Source organism: Kocuria gwangalliensis, assembly GCF_039544365.1.
Taxonomy (GTDB): Bacteria; Actinomycetota; Actinomycetes; order Actinomycetales; family Micrococcaceae; genus Kocuria; species Kocuria gwangalliensis.
The window spans coordinates 57,295-72,093 of the sequence record NZ_BAABLN010000005.1 but is presented as its reverse complement, the minus strand read 5'-3'; the positions used below and the strand labels follow the sequence as shown (position 1 = coordinate 72,093).

At 64.6% G+C, this 14,799-nt stretch carries 13 protein-coding genes and 1 pseudogene; 5 read left to right on the top strand and 9 right to left on the bottom strand.

The features are described 5' to 3' along the window. Positions 1–33: 33 nt before the first annotated feature. On the bottom strand, positions 34–948 hold the full coding sequence (locus tag ABEA06_RS02815) for a DUF4352 domain-containing protein (RefSeq protein ID WP_345310509.1): 915 nt from the start codon (positions 946–948) through the stop codon (positions 34–36). A 181-nt stretch (positions 949–1,129) separates the two neighbouring features. On the opposite strand from ABEA06_RS02815, the gene ABEA06_RS02810 reads away from it, so the two are divergent. Further along, positions 1,130–2,074 carry a galactose-1-phosphate uridylyltransferase gene (locus tag ABEA06_RS02810; RefSeq protein WP_345310508.1) on the top strand — a complete coding sequence of 315 codons (945 nt, stop codon included), beginning with the start codon at positions 1,130–1,132 and terminating at the stop codon, positions 2,072–2,074. A gap of 241 nt (positions 2,075–2,315) precedes the next feature. Here ABEA06_RS02810 and ABEA06_RS02805 read toward each other — a convergent pair whose 3' ends face one another. The 6 genes and pseudogenes from ABEA06_RS02805 to ABEA06_RS02780 all read right to left on the bottom strand — a co-directional run bounded on the left by ABEA06_RS02805 (position 2,316) and on the right by ABEA06_RS02780 (position 6,214). After that, positions 2,316–2,726: a type II toxin-antitoxin system VapC family toxin gene (locus ABEA06_RS02805; protein ID WP_345310507.1), complete on the bottom strand. Its 411-nt coding sequence runs from the start codon at positions 2,724–2,726 to the stop codon at positions 2,316–2,318. Further along, positions 2,723–3,004: a type II toxin-antitoxin system Phd/YefM family antitoxin gene (locus tag ABEA06_RS02800; RefSeq protein ID WP_345310506.1), complete on the bottom strand. Its 282-nt coding sequence runs from the start codon at positions 3,002–3,004 to the stop codon at positions 2,723–2,725. The genes ABEA06_RS02805 and ABEA06_RS02800 overlap by 4 nt, the downstream gene beginning before the upstream one ends. A gap of 174 nt (positions 3,005–3,178) precedes the next feature. Then, positions 3,179–3,439, bottom strand: a pseudogene (locus ABEA06_RS02795) (beta-galactosidase); the annotation flags it as partial. 108 nt (positions 3,440–3,547) lie between these two features. Continuing rightward, on the bottom strand, positions 3,548–3,979 hold the full coding sequence (locus tag ABEA06_RS02790) for a VOC family protein (RefSeq protein ID WP_345310505.1): 432 nt from the start codon (positions 3,977–3,979) through the stop codon (positions 3,548–3,550). 72 nt (positions 3,980–4,051) lie between these two features. Then, positions 4,052–5,149, bottom strand: coding sequence for a tartrate dehydrogenase (locus ABEA06_RS02785; protein ID WP_345310504.1), 1,098 nt, complete (start codon positions 5,147–5,149; stop codon positions 4,052–4,054). A gap of 135 nt (positions 5,150–5,284) precedes the next feature. Beyond that, positions 5,285–6,214 carry a LysR family transcriptional regulator gene (locus ABEA06_RS02780; protein ID WP_345310503.1) on the bottom strand — a complete coding sequence of 310 codons (930 nt, stop codon included), beginning with the start codon at positions 6,212–6,214 and terminating at the stop codon, positions 5,285–5,287. A 125-nt stretch (positions 6,215–6,339) separates the two neighbouring features. Here ABEA06_RS02780 and ABEA06_RS02775 point away from each other — a divergent pair, with 125 nt between their 5' ends. Further along, positions 6,340–7,968 carry an SLC13 family permease gene (locus ABEA06_RS02775; protein WP_345310502.1) on the top strand — a complete coding sequence of 543 codons (1,629 nt, stop codon included), beginning with the start codon at positions 6,340–6,342 and terminating at the stop codon, positions 7,966–7,968. Between the two features lie 73 nt (positions 7,969–8,041). On the opposite strand, the gene ABEA06_RS02770 is transcribed toward ABEA06_RS02775, so the two are convergent. Both ABEA06_RS02770 and ABEA06_RS02765 read right to left on the bottom strand, forming a co-directional pair. Then, positions 8,042–8,956 (bottom strand): nucleotidyl transferase AbiEii/AbiGii toxin family protein, encoded by a 915-nt coding sequence (locus ABEA06_RS02770; protein ID WP_345310501.1) that lies wholly within the window; start codon positions 8,954–8,956, stop codon positions 8,042–8,044. A gap of 22 nt (positions 8,957–8,978) precedes the next feature. Next, a complete protein-coding gene (locus ABEA06_RS02765) occupies positions 8,979–9,548 on the bottom strand; it encodes a type IV toxin-antitoxin system AbiEi family antitoxin domain-containing protein (RefSeq protein WP_345310500.1) in 570 nt (189 codons plus the stop codon). Positions 9,549–9,677: 129 nt separating this feature from the next. On the opposite strand from ABEA06_RS02765, the gene ABEA06_RS02760 reads away from it, so the two are divergent. The 3 genes from ABEA06_RS02760 to xdhB all read left to right on the top strand — a co-directional run bounded on the left by ABEA06_RS02760 (position 9,678) and on the right by xdhB (position 14,770). Next, positions 9,678–10,568 carry a dihydrodipicolinate synthase family protein gene (locus ABEA06_RS02760; protein WP_345310499.1) on the top strand — a complete coding sequence of 297 codons (891 nt, stop codon included), beginning with the start codon at positions 9,678–9,680 and terminating at the stop codon, positions 10,566–10,568. A 195-nt stretch (positions 10,569–10,763) separates the two neighbouring features. Beyond that, positions 10,764–12,290: a xanthine dehydrogenase small subunit gene (locus ABEA06_RS02755; protein WP_345310498.1), complete on the top strand. Its 1,527-nt coding sequence runs from the start codon at positions 10,764–10,766 to the stop codon at positions 12,288–12,290. After that, positions 12,287–14,770, top strand: coding sequence for a xanthine dehydrogenase molybdopterin binding subunit (gene xdhB / locus ABEA06_RS02750; protein WP_345310497.1), 2,484 nt, complete (start codon positions 12,287–12,289; stop codon positions 14,768–14,770). The genes ABEA06_RS02755 and xdhB overlap by 4 nt, the downstream gene beginning before the upstream one ends. Positions 14,771–14,799: the final 29 nt, after the last annotated feature.

The window sequence follows — 14,799 nt, the reverse complement described above, 5'->3', positions numbered from 1 at the left end:
TCCCGGGGGCATCGAATGTTTGTCTTTAGAGGATTACTTGACCGCGACGAAAACTTTGTCACCAAGCATTCCAGGAGTAATTGCGAGAACACCTTGGTCAGCAGTATCTGTCGGGACTTCAAAGGCAACATTTCCCGTCGCCGTGCCATCCGTATACAGGGTGCTGCTGGACTCGATGGCATCGGGTACCACGACAACATTGTCAAAGCTGTTGACCGTTGTGCCATCTGCTGTCACGTACTCAACCGTGACAAACGCAGGCATCTCGCCGTCTGCGTTGTCGCCCAAATACGTGGTGGAGTAATTCACGAGCATGTACTGAGAGCCATCAGCTGGTGGTTCGTTGAACTCGTTCTCGGAGAGGACGGCGTCGGTGGCATCAGGGGTCACCGAGTTCACGACAACGCGCCATTCATCGTTTTCGATGGTCGAGCCGATGGGGTACGGGTTCCCGCGAGTGCCATCTTCAGAAGATCCTTCGTCCGGTGCTACTTCTTTGTCAGCATTTTGCTCAATCCCAGCGTCCGAACCCTCAGAAGGTCCCGCCACGGTGGTGTCCCCACCACCGAAGGATTCGTCAAATGCGGTGGATGCAACAACCAGGAACACCACTGCCCCTACGACCGTGCCCACGATCGAGAGAATCAGTGCAGTGATGCCCATCCACTTGGACTTGCCCTTAAGGAATAGCGAGACGAGACCGAGAATGAAGGCGATTGGCAGAAGAATCCAGCCGATAATGAGGGCACCTGGGACGCAAGCAAAGATAAAGCCGATCACAGCTGTAATGAGCGCGATGAGACCGAGAACGTTCGACTGATTTTTCTTGGACTGCTGCGGGGGCAGTGTCTGTGTCGACGAATTTTGACCATTCTGCCCGGCATAGGGTTGCTGCTGCTGGAAGGGGACCTGATTCGGTCCCTCACTGGGGGGTGATGAGGGAGTCATACTCCAATAGTTGCAGACGCAAAGAACCTGTAGCTCTAAGACGCGGCGCCATCAAGTTATATGACTAATCATGACGATGATGACACGGAGAAGTTTACGTGCATAGTCGCTGCCGCAGTTCCCCAAGCTCATGAAGCAGTAATCCCGACCACCGCCATCAACTAGGCAAGAACATGGACCCGTGGACCGCAGCCCCATCGGGCACAGAACCCACCGCTTGGCCGACGGGCGCGAGGCCGTGTTCTTCAGCGACCGCGGCGCCGCACCCGTGGAGCACGTGGTCGACGCCCGCCCGCTGGGCGAGCGCTCCGGTCACGGTCAGGTGCGCTTCGACCGGCTGACGGGGGAGTGGATTGCTGTGGCCGCACACCGGCAGAGCCGCACATACCTGCCGCCAGCCGATGAGTGTCCGCTGTGCCCGTCAGTTGACGGACGGGAGTCCGAGATTCCGGTCGAGGACTTCCACGTGGTCGCCTTCGAGAACCGCTTCCCGTCGCTCGGCCCGGAGCTGGGGGAGTTGCCGTCACCGGAGGGTGCGAAGGGCCGGGTACCAGGGGGAGCGCCGTCGTCCGTCTATGGCCGTTGCAAAGTAGTCGTCTTTACCCCCGAGCACGATGGCTCCTTCGCGTCTTTGCACTTCGAGCGCGCCGGCACGGTCGTCGAGGCCTGGGCTCAGCGCACCGAAGCACTGTCACGCCATGGAGGGCATCCGCCACGTGTTCCCGTTCGAGAATCGCGGCGAAAAAATCGGCGTGACCCTGCATCAACCGCACGGGTAGATCTACGCGTGCCCGTACGCGGCACCGACCGCCGCACGACTGGCCGAGCGCTCGCGGCCCACCTGGACGCGACCGGTCGGCCCCTCATGGGCGAACTCCTAAGCGATGAATCCGACGCCGGCGACCGCATGGTGCTGACCGGCGATCACTTCTCCGCCTACGTCTCCTATGCGGCGCGGTGGCCGTTGGAGGTGCACCTGGTCCCGCATCGTCAGGTCCCCGATCTCGCGGCCCTGACCAGTGACGAACGCGTTGAACTGGGCGTGTCCTACCGCGACCTCGTGCGGCGCCTAGACCGGCTCTACTCGACCCCCACGCCGTACATTGCCGCGTGGCACCAGACCTGATCACCACCGAGGACCGCAGAGCCGGCTGGCTCCACCTCCAGCTGACCAGCCCCTGCCGCGCAAAGAATCTCGAGGGGCTCGTAGCCGTTCAGGCTGGGATGCGCGCGACATATGAAGTGAGTGACATTCTGGGCAGAGGTACGCAGCGAAACTCGGGTTCTACGTGCGGATCTCTACCTCAAATGTCGGGGCACGCAAGGCCCTCATTGGTTGACCGGCAGAGTCCCCCAAGCCCTGGAGTTCAGCGCGCCTCTGACACCCCGGGGGCGACAACCTCAAGACCCATCAGCCGGGCGGCGTCGCCAAGTCTGCGGTCATAGGTGAGGATCGCGTCCGCGTCGAGTCGAATAGCGGCCTCTAGGTGCAGGGCATCTAAGGTTCTTAAGTACGGCATGGGGAGAAAGCCAGCGTTGCGGTAGACGGCTCTGTCGAGCGCTGCAAGGCCGATGCCGTCGAGAATTCGGGTGACATCGGATTGGTCGATTTGTTCGCGGACCGCCACCCGACGTAACTCGGTCTCGAGTAGGTCGCTGGAGACGAGAACCGCCGCAGTCTGGTCCAGCCACTCAAGAAGTGCCGGACTTTCTGGCTGGTCGATCAGCAGCGCGCCAAGTGCGGAGGTGTCGGCGTAAATGACGATCCGGTTTATCACAGACGGTCTCCGCGTAGGTCATCAAGAATCGAGGGAAGATCGCGCTCCGAGTTCTTGCGCTTGAGCCCCAGCGCTTTCCACCCGCCCGTGCGGCGGGCGGGACGAGTAATCGGAAGTGACGGTTCGGGTGCGTCGAGCGGCACGATCCGGCCAACTGGTGTCCCACTATTCGTCAGGATGAAGGAGTGCCCCTCACTGACTTCTCGGAGCACGCGTCCGGATTCGTTGCGAAGCTGGCCCAGCGAGAGGTTCTCGACTGGAGGTTCACTGGAACACATGAACCAAACGTAGGACTGGTTCTATGCGGAGTCTAGGTGCTAGTTCGGAACGCAGTGTCTTTACTCGGCCCGGCCACTGCATCAGTCCTCCCGCACCTCATATGCCGCGGCGCGTTGCTGCGCCCGTCGCAACCGGTTCACGTGCGGATCCCTGTGAGCCAGCCCGGCCTGCTACGCGCGAAACGCCTCCGGATCCTGCTCGTAGGCGTGCGAGTCGTAGACATCGGTGTTGCGAACCCGGTGCGAATACTCGAACGCGTCGACCATCGGCCGGGTCGGATCCGCCCTCTTGGTGGCCCAGAACATGGCCTGAGTGACGTCGTCCAGCACGGTGATGCGGTCGTGCAGCACCTGACGTGTTTCATTCAGCGGGCACTACCCCACGATGGACGGATGATTTACGTCCCGCCGGACCGCCTCGATCCATTGCGCCAGAGCGACGCACCAGGCTTCTAACTGTAAGAGGGTGTGACGTTCCACCAGCGATCATCGGTTGATGAGGTCACCACGCTCGGACCGGTCTGTGCTGGTGCGGTCACCGGTTCACCGCAGAGGTGCGGTCAACTCGACATTGATGTTGTCGGGGTCTTGAAATGACAGGATCGCGATGCCGGCGTCGGTGAGATCCGTGACCTCGCCGTGCTCGATGCCGGCGTTGTCCAACTCGGCCGCTGCGGCCTCGAGCGCGGTTCGTGATTCAACGGCGAAGCTCACGTGGTCCAGCCCCGTGACGTCGGGGTCGAACGCCTCGGTGCCGACCGGACGTAGTCCGAACAGTGTGCCCTCGGGGGTCTGGTACACCACGCCGCCGTAATACTGTTCCTGCGACTGGCGCACCCCGGGGTCATCGGCCTGCGCGGAGTTGTCTATCGCCGCCTGCCACCCGAAGACGCGGTCGTAGAAGTCCTTGGAACGGCGGATGTCGGTGACCGTGAGGCGGACGTGGGCGAAACCTGTGCTGGAGACGAGAGCCATACCCGGATGCTACACGTGCTTACCGCCGGAGTTGTGACTTTCGCCGGTACGTGGCGGGGTGCTGCGATTGCTTCAGACCGCCGCCCGGGCCCCCACGAATGCCCCAATGATCGCCTCGGTCGTTTCCTCGGTGCTCGCGGTGCCGCCGATGTCGCGGGTGAGGTGACCGGACGCCGTCGTCGCCCCGATGGCCGCCTCGAGGCGGCGGGCCTCGGCATGAAGACCGAAGTGGTCGAGCATCAGCGCGGCGCTGGCGATCGCGCCAATGGGGTTGGAGATCCCCCGACCGGCGATGTCCGGGGCGGAACCGTGGACCGGTTCGAACATGGACGGGAAGCGGCGCTCCGGGTTGAGGTTGGCGCTCGCGGCCAGGCCCAGGCTGCCGGCCAGGGCGGAACCGAGGTCGGAGAGGATGTCCGCGTTGAGGTTGGAGGCCACCACCACGGACAGCTCCTCCGGGTGCAGCACGAACTTGGCGCTCATGGCGTCCACGAGCACGGACTCGGTGGCCACGTCCGGGTAGTCGGCGGCCACGCGGGCGAAGACCTCGTCCCACAGGACCATGCCGTACTGCTGGGCGTTGGACTTGGTGACGCTGGACACCTTCTTGACCGCCCGGGTGCGCGCCAGGTCGAAGGCGAAACGGATGATGCGCTCGCAGCCCTTCTCGGTGAACAGAGAGGTCTGGACCGCCATCTCGTTACCGGGCCCGCGCCCGGAGAGGTTGCGTCCGCCCAGGCCCGCGTACTCGCCCTCGCTGTTCTCGCGCACCACCACCCAGTCCAGTTCGGTGTCATCGGCCTTGCGCAGCGGCGACTGCACTCCGGGCAGGAACTTCACGGGCCGGACGTTGGCCCACTGGTCGAAGTTCTGTGTGATGTTCAGGCGCAGACCCCACAGGCTCACGTGGTCGGGCACGTTCTCCCAGCCCACGGCGCCAAAGTAAATGGCGTCGAAGTCCTTCAGTGTCTCCAGGCCGTTCGGGGCCATCATCACGCCGTGCTCTGCGTAGTAGGCAGAGCCCCACGGGAACTCGGTCCAGTCGAAGGAAAACGCCCCGCCGGAGTGCTCGGCGACGGCGTCCAGGACCTTGCGGCCGGCGGCGACAACTTCCTTGCCCACCCCGTCCGCGGGGATCGAGGCAATGGTGAAAACCTGCTGCTCAGTCATGGTGCGCTCCTTCTCGAGAATCCGAGGGCTGGTGATCAGAGGCCGCGGTCCGCGGCATGTGGTGTTTCCTCAAGTAGAGCGCTCGGACAGCACATAGGTCCAAGACTGTTTTTTCATTCCCTAAATAGGCTGTACCTATTGATCGGTTGGCTCACCGGCCAGCGCTCGATCCCCGCCAGCGCGAGCCGCATGCTCCTGCGCCACCTCTAAGAATGCACTGGCGGCCGGTGTCACGTGCTCGGGGCGGCTGATCGCGGCCACGTGCAGCGGCGTCGTCGGCGAAATCTGGACCACGCGCAGACCGGCCTGGTGCGCGAGTGGCGTCCACGAGGACGGCATGACCGCGTGCCCCACCCCGGCCAGGACCAGGGGCAGCACGGAGGTGCGGTGGGCGACCTCCGCGACGATCTGCAGGGGCACGCCGTGGGCCAGGGTGTCGTCGACCATCAGGCGCATGAGCGACCCCTGCTGCGAGGCCACAATCCGATGCCCGGCCAGGTCATCGCGGTCAATGGTGTCCGAGCCGTCGAAAGCGTCTGTCCCCGGGGCCACGATGAGCACCAGGGGCTGCTGTTCGAGGTGTAGGACCTTCACGTCCCCGGAGCGGAAGGGGACTTTGGTGCCCAGGATGCCGATTTCCGCGCCGCCGGTGCGCACGGAATCGAGAACCTCCTCGGCGGTGAAGGCTGCGTCCACGTTCAGCGTCACGGCCGGGTGGGCGCGCGCGTACGTGGCAATCATCGCGGTCAGCGGCTCGATCCCGGGGGAGGGCATCGCGATCATGTCCAGCCGTCCGCTGCGCACCCCGCGCACATTGTCGACGGCGCTGCGGGCCGCCTCCAGATCCCGCACCACGAGTCGGGCGGGGCCGAGCAGTTCGTGTCCGGCTTTGCTGAGCACCACTCGCCGCCCGATGCGATGAAACAGTGAGACGCCGAGCTCTCGCTCCAGACCCTTGATCGTTTGCGACAGCGAGGGTTGGGCAATGATCAGGTGCTCCGCGGCGCGAGTGAACCCGCCGCGATCAACCACTGCCAGGAAGTAGGTCAGCTGCCTGACATCCACGCATCACACCCCTCACCCATTGGTTTTACCTATGCGTTCAGTAGATAACGAGCCTTGGACGTGATGCAAGCCACAGGCGCATGGTGTGTTCATCCCGCAATGATTTGCGACGAAAGGCTTTCGCCATGACCACCCAGGAATCCGAGTCCGCCGAAACCGCCCGCTCACCACAGCGCACCGACGTGCGCTCCGCCCTGCTGGGTGGCAAGACCTTCCGCAGTCTCAGCGAACAGACGTTGTCCCCGCGAGAAGAAAAGTTCGAACGCGCGCGCCAGACCACGGGGCTGTTCCTGGCCCCGGCCGTCGCCATCATTTTCGCGCTGCTGCCGCTGAACCTGGAACGGAACCAGCACATCCTGGCCGCCGTGCTGCTGGGTGTGATCATCCTCTGGATCTGCGAGCCCGTACCCATTCCGGTGGGTGGTCTCATAGGGGTGGCGGCGGTGGTGATACTTGGCGTGGCCCCGGCCGGGGACGTCCTGGCGCCGTTCGGCTCGACGACGATCTTCACGTTCATCGGAGCGTTCATCCTGGCTGCCGCAATGCTTAAACACGGTATCGCCCAGCGGCTCGCGCTCGCGGTGCTGTCATTGCCGGGAGTCGGTAGATCCACGTACCGGATCATCATTGCGTTCGGCGTGATCACGTGCATTCTCTCCGCGTTCGTCTCCAACACCGCCACCGTGGCCATGCTCATGCCCACCGCGCTGGGCATCCTGGCGGTTATTGCCGAGATGATGCAGGACCGCGGGGTGGTCAAGGCCAACTTCGACCCGCTGCGACTGCGCGTGGGCGCGGCCCTGTTGCTCATGCTCGCCTACGGCGCCAGCGTGGGTGGTCTGTTGACCCCGGTCGGCTCCCCACCCAACCTGATCGGCCGCGGCCTCATTGAGGAAGCCACCGGCACCCGTATTTCCTTTGCCCAGTGGATGGCCATCGCCTTCCCGGTCTGCCTGGCCATGTTCATTGTGCTGGCCATCATCATGGTCCTGCTCAACAGGCCCGAGATTCGCCAGATCGAGGGCGTGGAGGAATACGTCCGTCAGCATCGGGAAGAACAGGGGCCCATGTCTCGGGCCGAGAAGAACACGCTGGTCGCGTTCGGTTTCACGGTGACTCTCTGGTTGCTTCCGGCGGTCGTCAGCTTGATCGGTGGCACCGAATCCGAGGCCTACATCTTTGTGGATGACCGGCTCGACGAGGGCATCGTGGCCGTTTTGGGCGCGTCCCTGCTGTTCATCCTGCCCACCAATTGGAAGAAACGTGAAGCGACTCTCACCTGGTCCGACGCCGCCAAGATCGACTGGGGAACCATCCTCCTGTTCGGCACCGGCATCATCTTCGGTTCGCTGCTCGCGGACACCGGCCTGGCGGAAACCATTGGCACCGGGGCATCCGAAAATCTGAACATCACCAACGTCGCGACGATTACCGTGTTCTCCGCGGTGCTGGCCGTGCTGATCTCGGAGACCACCTCCAACACGGCGTCTGCGGCGGTGATCGTGCCGATCGTGATTCCGCTGTGCCAGGCCATGGGGGTCGACCCGTTCGTGCCGGCCATGGCCGCTACCTTTGCCGCATCCTTCGGGTTCATGCTCCCGGTCTCCACCCCGCAGAACGCGATCGTCTACGGCACCGGCGCCGTGCCCATCACGCGCATGATCCGCACCGGTATCTTCTTCGACATCCTGGGCGTGATCCTCATTGTCACCATCGTGCCCGTGATGATCGCGGTGGTCGGGATCGGTGGGTAAGGCCCCGACTCTTTGCCCCACGACAAGGACGACGACGCCGCATGGAACGGCGTCGTCGGGCCCTCCTACCGAGCTATGTCTGGATTGCGTTCTCAACAGAGTCGAGCCATTCGTTGAGCTGTGTGACTGCCTCATCCATGCTCAGCTCAAGCTCTGTGGCTTGTGCGGCGGCAGCGTAGCTCTCCTTCCAGTGGGCGTGTGCAACGACCCGAGTCGGCCACTGCCGGGTGGGGGTCCCCATCGCTTCGGACTCGATTTTCCGAACCCGGAACACGTCCAGAACGGCGGCCAGAATCTGCGTGTCAGTCGGCGCGCCGGTCTCCTTGAGCAGGTTGCGCAGGAGTACCAGGTCAACGATGTCCCGTGCCCTGTCGTTTATGAATTGTGGCGGGTCGTGGGGGTCGGTGACGGCGTGGATCTTCTGTGCAATCTGGTAGTTCATGGCCAGGCTGAAGATGTCGGGGGCGGACTGGAGCCCGAATCCCTTCAAAGTCGGCGCAGGGATCTTCTCGGGATTGTTGCCAGCACCCCCTTCGTTTGCGGCGATCTCTACTTGGATACGTCGCCAAGTCTGGCCGCGCATCTTCAGGAGTACGTAGAAGCGTCGGGGTTTCACGACGCGGTTCGGTACCGGAACTATTGCCACCTCGCCGCGTTCCAATGCGAATGGTCCTAATGGTTCGGCAAATGCCTCGTCCAGGCGTGCTAGAAACTCGTCGATGTCTCCTCTAATTAGTCCGTCGACGTCCTTGGTGGTGAGTGAAGGAGCGGGCAGACGATACTGCAGCAGCGTCCCACCCTTGAGCAGGAAGGAGGGAGTTCCTGATCCGTCCACTACGCGCTGGAGGGCTGCGGAGACCAAGGTTGAGGCAACCAACCACCCGAGGCGTTGGCCTCGTTCGCCCAGCGTTTCCTGCGCCTTCTCGATCCACTGAGCGAGCACCCGAGAGGTCGCGGGAGGCTTAGTCTTTGGCTTGAGCTCACCCAACCGCGTCCCTAGATTCTCCACTTCATGCCGCAAAGTCGCGCTCCTCAAGTAGCTGCGCGAGGTGGCCCACATGGCTCGCGGGAAGCAAGCTCGTACGAGCGCCGCGTTCTAGCGCCTGCTTGATCAGGTAGGTCTGCGTACCTGTGGTTATGCAGTGCTCGATGGTAGTCGGCACCGTGGTAATTGGGATTCCCTCCCACCAGGTCTTTTGGTGGGGGCGCAGGTCGTTGTGGTGAAGGATGTATCCTTCCCCTCCTTTTCGGCGCACCCGTCGGTGCCGTGGAATGGTCACGTGGATCTGGTTGGGAATGATGTCTGTGATGTCCCAGGCCTCTAGCGCAGACTCATGGGACAGGCAGGCATTCGGATCGCCAGTCCACAGCACGGCGAGTTGATATTGGTCATTAGCGGAGGAGGGGGTCTGAGGAATGCGATAGACGCCATGGGCAGCTCGTTCCACGCGTCCCCGGGAAAGCATCTTTCTCAACTCGACCGGGGGAACGCCCTCCTCGGCTGCCTGAGACGTTGTGACCAGGCCATGCTGATCAAGGGCTATCTCGCGTAGCTGGTCCAAGTAGGTGCCGGTCTGCATGTCAAAAGCGTACCAATATAGGACGTTTTTGACACTCTTCCGTTGTGAGACGTGGTGTCGAACTCATGACATCCACCGTGGGTGGCCGCCGGGTAGGGGCACACTGGTGAGAGCAACGAAAGGGCCCCCATGTTCACCGGACTCAGTGCTTTCCCGCTCACCCCGCTCCATAATGACCAGGTCGATGAAAATGCATACAGAGGCCTGATTACGCGTCTCGCGGCCGCCGGCGTCGACTCCATCACCGCCCTCGGTTCCACGGGCTCCTACGCGTACCTCAGCCGCGAGGAACGCGGGCGAGTCGCGCACTTGGCCGTCGAGCACGCGGGCAACGTGCCGGTGTTCGTGGGCATCGGCGCGCTGCGCACCTCCCACGTGCTGGCACACGCCGACGACGCCGCCCACGCCGGTGCCTCGGCCCTCCTGCTCGCCCCCATGAGCTACCAAGCTCTGACTGAGAACGACGTGTTCGAGCTCTTCCGCGCCGTCACCGAGCACACGGAGCTGCCGGTCATCGTTTACGACAACCCCGGGACCACGCACTTCACGTTCACCATTAACCTGTACGCCCGCATTGCACAGTTGCCGGGGATCGCGTCCATCAAGATTCCCGCTCTGCCGTCCAATAGCGCCGAAGCCCAGAAGCGGGTGCAGGAGATCCGAAGCGTCATCCCCGCGAACATGACCATTGGGATCTCGGGCGACCAGAGCGCCGTCGGCGGTCTGAAAGCCGGGTGCGATGCCTGGTATTCGGTGATCGGTGGGACCCTGCCGGAGCTGGCCGTGAAGCTGACGCGCTTGGCCCAGAACGACGAGTCCCAGCAAGCCACCGAGGAATCCGCCCGCCTCGCACCGCTGTGGGAACTCAACGCGGAGTTCGGCAGTCTGCGCGTGGTCGCCGCGATTGCCGAATACTTGGGTCTGGTGCTTGAGAAGTGTCTGCCGTTGCCGATCCAGGGGTTGAACGAGCAGCAACGCGCACGAGTGACAGCGGTGGTCGACCAACTAGACCTTGCCTGACCCCACCCCGCGCCTTGCACCCCCACTGTGAACTGGCTTACATTTATAGCAGCCTACGGCGGGTCCGGCATCGGACTATCTACCGGGCGAGCAACCAAGAAATGCACTGGCTCGGCGCCAGAAAGCTCCCGGTACAGCTGAGGATCGATCCACTCCACGTCGCAGCCAGTGGCTTGTCACGAGGAGTTCAGCGCCATGAGCGAGATCCGGTTAACCATTAACGGCCACGAACGCGGCTTCGACGGCGTCAATTCCCACACCCGTTTGCTCGATTTCCTCCGCGATCAGGGGCTGACCGGTGCCAAAGAGGGTTGCGCGGAAGGCGAATGCGGTGCCTGTGCAGTGCTGGTGGCACGGCCGGACGGCGAGGACCGCGCCCGCTGGACTTCCGTCAACGCGTGCCTGCCGCCCGCCGTCGCCTTCGACGGCCAGGAAGTCGTCACGGCCGAAGGCCTCGGCACCGCCCCCGGCCCCCGCGGCCCCGGGCAACTGCACCCGGTGCAGCGGGAAATGGCCACCCGCGGCGGATCCCAGTGCGGCTACTGCACCCCCGGCTTCGTGTGTGCGATGGCCGCGGAGTACTACCGCCCCGAACGCAGCCCCGCGGACGCCCCGGACCATGAGCAAACCGGCACGGACGTGCAGGGCGAGGAGCACGCCGCGGATCACGAATGCGGGCCCAACGGCTTTGACCTGCATGCCCTGAGCGGCAACCTCTGCCGCTGCACCGGTTACCGCCCCATCCGGGACGCCGCGTACGCGTTGGGCGAGCCCGCGGAGACGGACCTGCTGCGGCGTCGGCAAGAAGAACCCGCCCCGAAACCGAGCTGCACCCGCATCGACACCACCGGCGCACGCTTTGTCCGCCCCGCTGACCTGGACGAACTCTTCGACCACCTCGAACAAGCGCGCGACCGGGAGCAGGAAGTGCGCCTGGTCGCCGGAGCCACCGACCTCGGCGTGGAGGTCAACATCCGCCACGCCCGCCCGCCCGTGGTGCTGGCCGTGGATCGCCTCGACGAACTGCGTACGCTGGAGGTCGGCGACGACCGGATCGAAATCGGTGCCGCGCTGAGCCTGTCCGAGGTCGAACGTGGACTGGCCGGCCGCGTGCCACTGCTCGACCAACTCTTCCCGCAATTCGCGTCCCGCCTGATCCGCAACGCGGCCACGTTCGGCGGCAACCTGGGCACCGGCTCACCCATTGGCGATTCCGCCCCGGTGCTGCTCGCGCTCGGCGCCTCCGTGGTGCTCGCTTCCAAGGGCGGGGAACGCGAGGTCCCGCTCGTCGAGTACTACACCGGCTACCGCGAAAGCGTCCGCTGCCCGGATGAAATCATCCGCGCCGTCCGCATCCCGCTGCCGCTCGCCAACCACGCCGCGTTCTACAAGATTGCCAAGCGCCGCTTCGACGACATCTCCAGCGTGGCCGTGGCCGTAGCGATTCAGGTCGACGACGCCGCCGCAATCACTTCCGCGCGCATCGGCCTGGGCGGTGTGGCCGCCACCCCGATTCGTGCACGCGAGGTGGAGGAAGCCCTGATCTGTCAGCCGTGGACCCGCGAAACCGCGGTCAATGCCGCCGCCCTTTTGGCCCGGCAGGGCACCCCGATCGACGACATGCGAGCCAGCGCCCGCTACCGCTCGGCCATGCTCGAACAATCCCTGCTCAAGTTCTGGGCACAGGAACAGCCCGTTCAGGCTCAGGAGGTAACCCGATGAAATCCCTCGCAGAACGCCCCGAGAACCCGGTGGTCGGTGTGGCCGTGGCTCACGAGCACGGTGCCGAACACGCCACGGGGTCCGCGCTCTACACCGACGACCTCATCGTTCGTCATCAGAACGTGCTCCATGCTTGGCCGCTGCAGGCCCCGCACGCCCACGCGCGGGTGACGTCCCTGGACGTCGCCCCCGCCCTCGAGGTGCCCGGCGTGGCCCGGGTTCTCACCGCTGAGGATGTTCCGGGCATCAACGACGTCGGTATCAAGGAGGACGAACCCCTGTTTCCCAGCGAAGTCATGTTCCACGGCCACGCCGTGTGCTGGGTCTTGGGAGAGAGCTTGGAAGCCGCGCGCCTCGGCGCGGAAGCAATCGACGTCGAGTACGAACCGCTACCGTCCCTGATCACGCTCACGGAAGCGATTGCGGCCGGCAGTTTCCAGGGCCGCCAACCCACGGTGAGCCGCGGCGACGTCGAAACCGGCCTGGCCAACGGGACCCACCGCTACAGTGGAGAGTTCGAGTTCGGCGGGCAGGAGCACTTCTACCTGGAAACCCACGCGTCCTTCGCGTACGTGGACGAGGGCGGGCAGGTGTTCGTCCAGTGCAGCACCCAGCACCCGAGTGAGACGCAAGAAATCGTGGCGCACGTGCTGGGCTTGGACAACCATGACGTCACGGTGCAGTGCCTGCGCATGGGCGGTGGCTTTGGCGGCAAGGAAATGCAGCCGCATGGTTTTGCCGCGATCGCCGCGCTGGGTGCCACGCTCACCGGGCGGCCGGTCCGCTTACGGCTGACGCGTAATCAGGACATCACGATCACCGGCAAGCGTCACCCCTACCATGCGTCCTGGGAGGTCTCCTTCGACGAAGACGGTCGCCTCCAAGCGCTGCGCGCCACCGTCACCAGCGACGGCGGGTGGAGCCTGGATCTTTCGGAGCCGGTGATGCAGCGGACGCTGTGTCACATCGACAACGCCTACTGGATCCCGAACGTGGAGGTCCATGGTCGGGTTGCCAAGACGAACAAGACATCGCAGACCGCCTTCCGCGGGTTCGGCGGGCCGCAGGGCATGTTGGTGATCGAGGAGATCCTGGGTCGTTACGCACCGTTGCTCGGCCTGGATCCCACGGAACTGCGTGCCCGCAACCTCTACGTGTCGGGCCAGAGCACGCCTTACGGGCAACCCGTGCGCCACGCGGAGCGCTTGGCCGAGATCTGGGGGCAGGTGCACCAGCGCGCGGACGTGCGGGGGCGGCGTCGTGACATTGAAGACTTCAACGCAACCCACCCCGATACCCGCCGCGCGCTCGCGGTGACTCCGGTGAAGTTCGGCATCTCGTTCAACCTCACCGCGTTCAACCAGGCCGGCGCGCTCGTGCACGTGTACCGGGACGGTTCCGTGCTCATCAATCACGGCGGCACCGAAATGGGGCAGGGGCTGCACACCAAAATGCGGCAGGTCGCGGCCACCGCGCTGGGCGTGCCACTGGAGACCGTGCGATTGGCGCCCACCCGCACGGACAAGGTGCCCAACACCTCCGCCACCGCGGCCAGTTCCGGTGCGGACCTCAATGGCGGCGCGGTCAAGAACGCGTGTGAGCAGATCCGCGACCGGCTGGCAGACGTGGCGGCGCGTAAGTTCAACATTCATCCCGACGACGTGCGGTTCGTCGACGGCACGGTCACCGGCATCGGTTTCCACGGCCGGGAGATGCCCTTTGCCGAGCTGGCCCACGATGCGTACTTCCAGCGGATCTCCCTGTGGGCCGCCGGTTACTACCGCACTGAGGGGCTGCACTGGGACGCGGACCGGATGCAGGGGGAGCCGTTCAAGTACTTCTCCTACGGCGCTTCGGTGACCGAGGTCGAGGTGGACGGCTTCACCGGTGCGTACCGGATGTTGCGCACGGACATCGTGCACGACGTGGGCGACAGCCTGTCCCCGCTGATCGACATCGGGCAGATCGAGGGTGGCTTCGTGCAGGGCGCCGGTTGGCTCACGCTGGAGGAACTGCGCTGGGACGAGTCCGACGGTCCCTCCCGCGGTCGTCTGACCACCCAGGCCGCGAGCACGTACAAGCTGCCGAGCTTCTCGGAGATGCCGGAAGAGTTCAACGTGCACCTGTTCGAGAAGGCCACCGAGAGCGGTGTGGTCTACGGGTCCAAGGCCGTGGGCGAGCCGCCGTTGATGCTGGCGTTCAGCGTGCGCGAGGCGCTACGACAGGCCGCGGCGGCGTTCGGGCCGGAGGGGCACAGCGTTCGGCTGGCCAGCCCGGCCACGCCCGAGGCCGTGTTCTGGGCGGTTCAGGATGCGCGAAGGGCGCACGCGGAGGGCGGCGATTCTCACTCTCGGGGTGCGCGCGAGGACGTGGCCGGGCCGGCGTCGGCGACCGTGGCCGGACCGGCTAACGACGCGGTGTCGGCGGCCGCGTCCGCGTCCGGGGATTTTCCGGATGCCGCCGCCGCGACCGGGCGCTGACGGCTGCAGATCTGACGTGGACTCCTGAC

Excerpts from the sequence above, each read along its gene's own strand:
- ABEA06_RS02765 (WP_345310500.1), bottom strand. The coding sequence starts at position 9,548 with ATGCAGACCGGCACCTACTTGGACCAGCTACGCGAGATAGCCCTTGAT.
- ABEA06_RS02790 (WP_345310505.1), bottom strand. The coding sequence starts at position 3,979 with ATGGCTCTCGTCTCCAGCACAGGTTTCGCCCACGTCCGCCTCACGGTC.
- xdhB (WP_345310497.1), top strand. The coding sequence starts at position 12,287 with ATGAAATCCCTCGCAGAACGCCCCGAGAACCCGGTGGTCGGTGTGGCC.
- ABEA06_RS02760 (WP_345310499.1), top strand. The coding sequence starts at position 9,678 with ATGTTCACCGGACTCAGTGCTTTCCCGCTCACCCCGCTCCATAATGAC.
- ABEA06_RS02775 (WP_345310502.1), top strand. The coding sequence starts at position 6,340 with ATGACCACCCAGGAATCCGAGTCCGCCGAAACCGCCCGCTCACCACAG.
- ABEA06_RS02800 (WP_345310506.1), bottom strand. The coding sequence starts at position 3,004 with ATGTGTTCCAGTGAACCTCCAGTCGAGAACCTCTCGCTGGGCCAGCTT.
- ABEA06_RS02755 (WP_345310498.1), top strand. The coding sequence starts at position 10,764 with ATGAGCGAGATCCGGTTAACCATTAACGGCCACGAACGCGGCTTCGAC.
- ABEA06_RS02785 (WP_345310504.1), bottom strand. The coding sequence starts at position 5,149 with ATGACTGAGCAGCAGGTTTTCACCATTGCCTCGATCCCCGCGGACGGG.
- ABEA06_RS02815 (WP_345310509.1), bottom strand. The coding sequence starts at position 948 with ATGACTCCCTCATCACCCCCCAGTGAGGGACCGAATCAGGTCCCCTTC.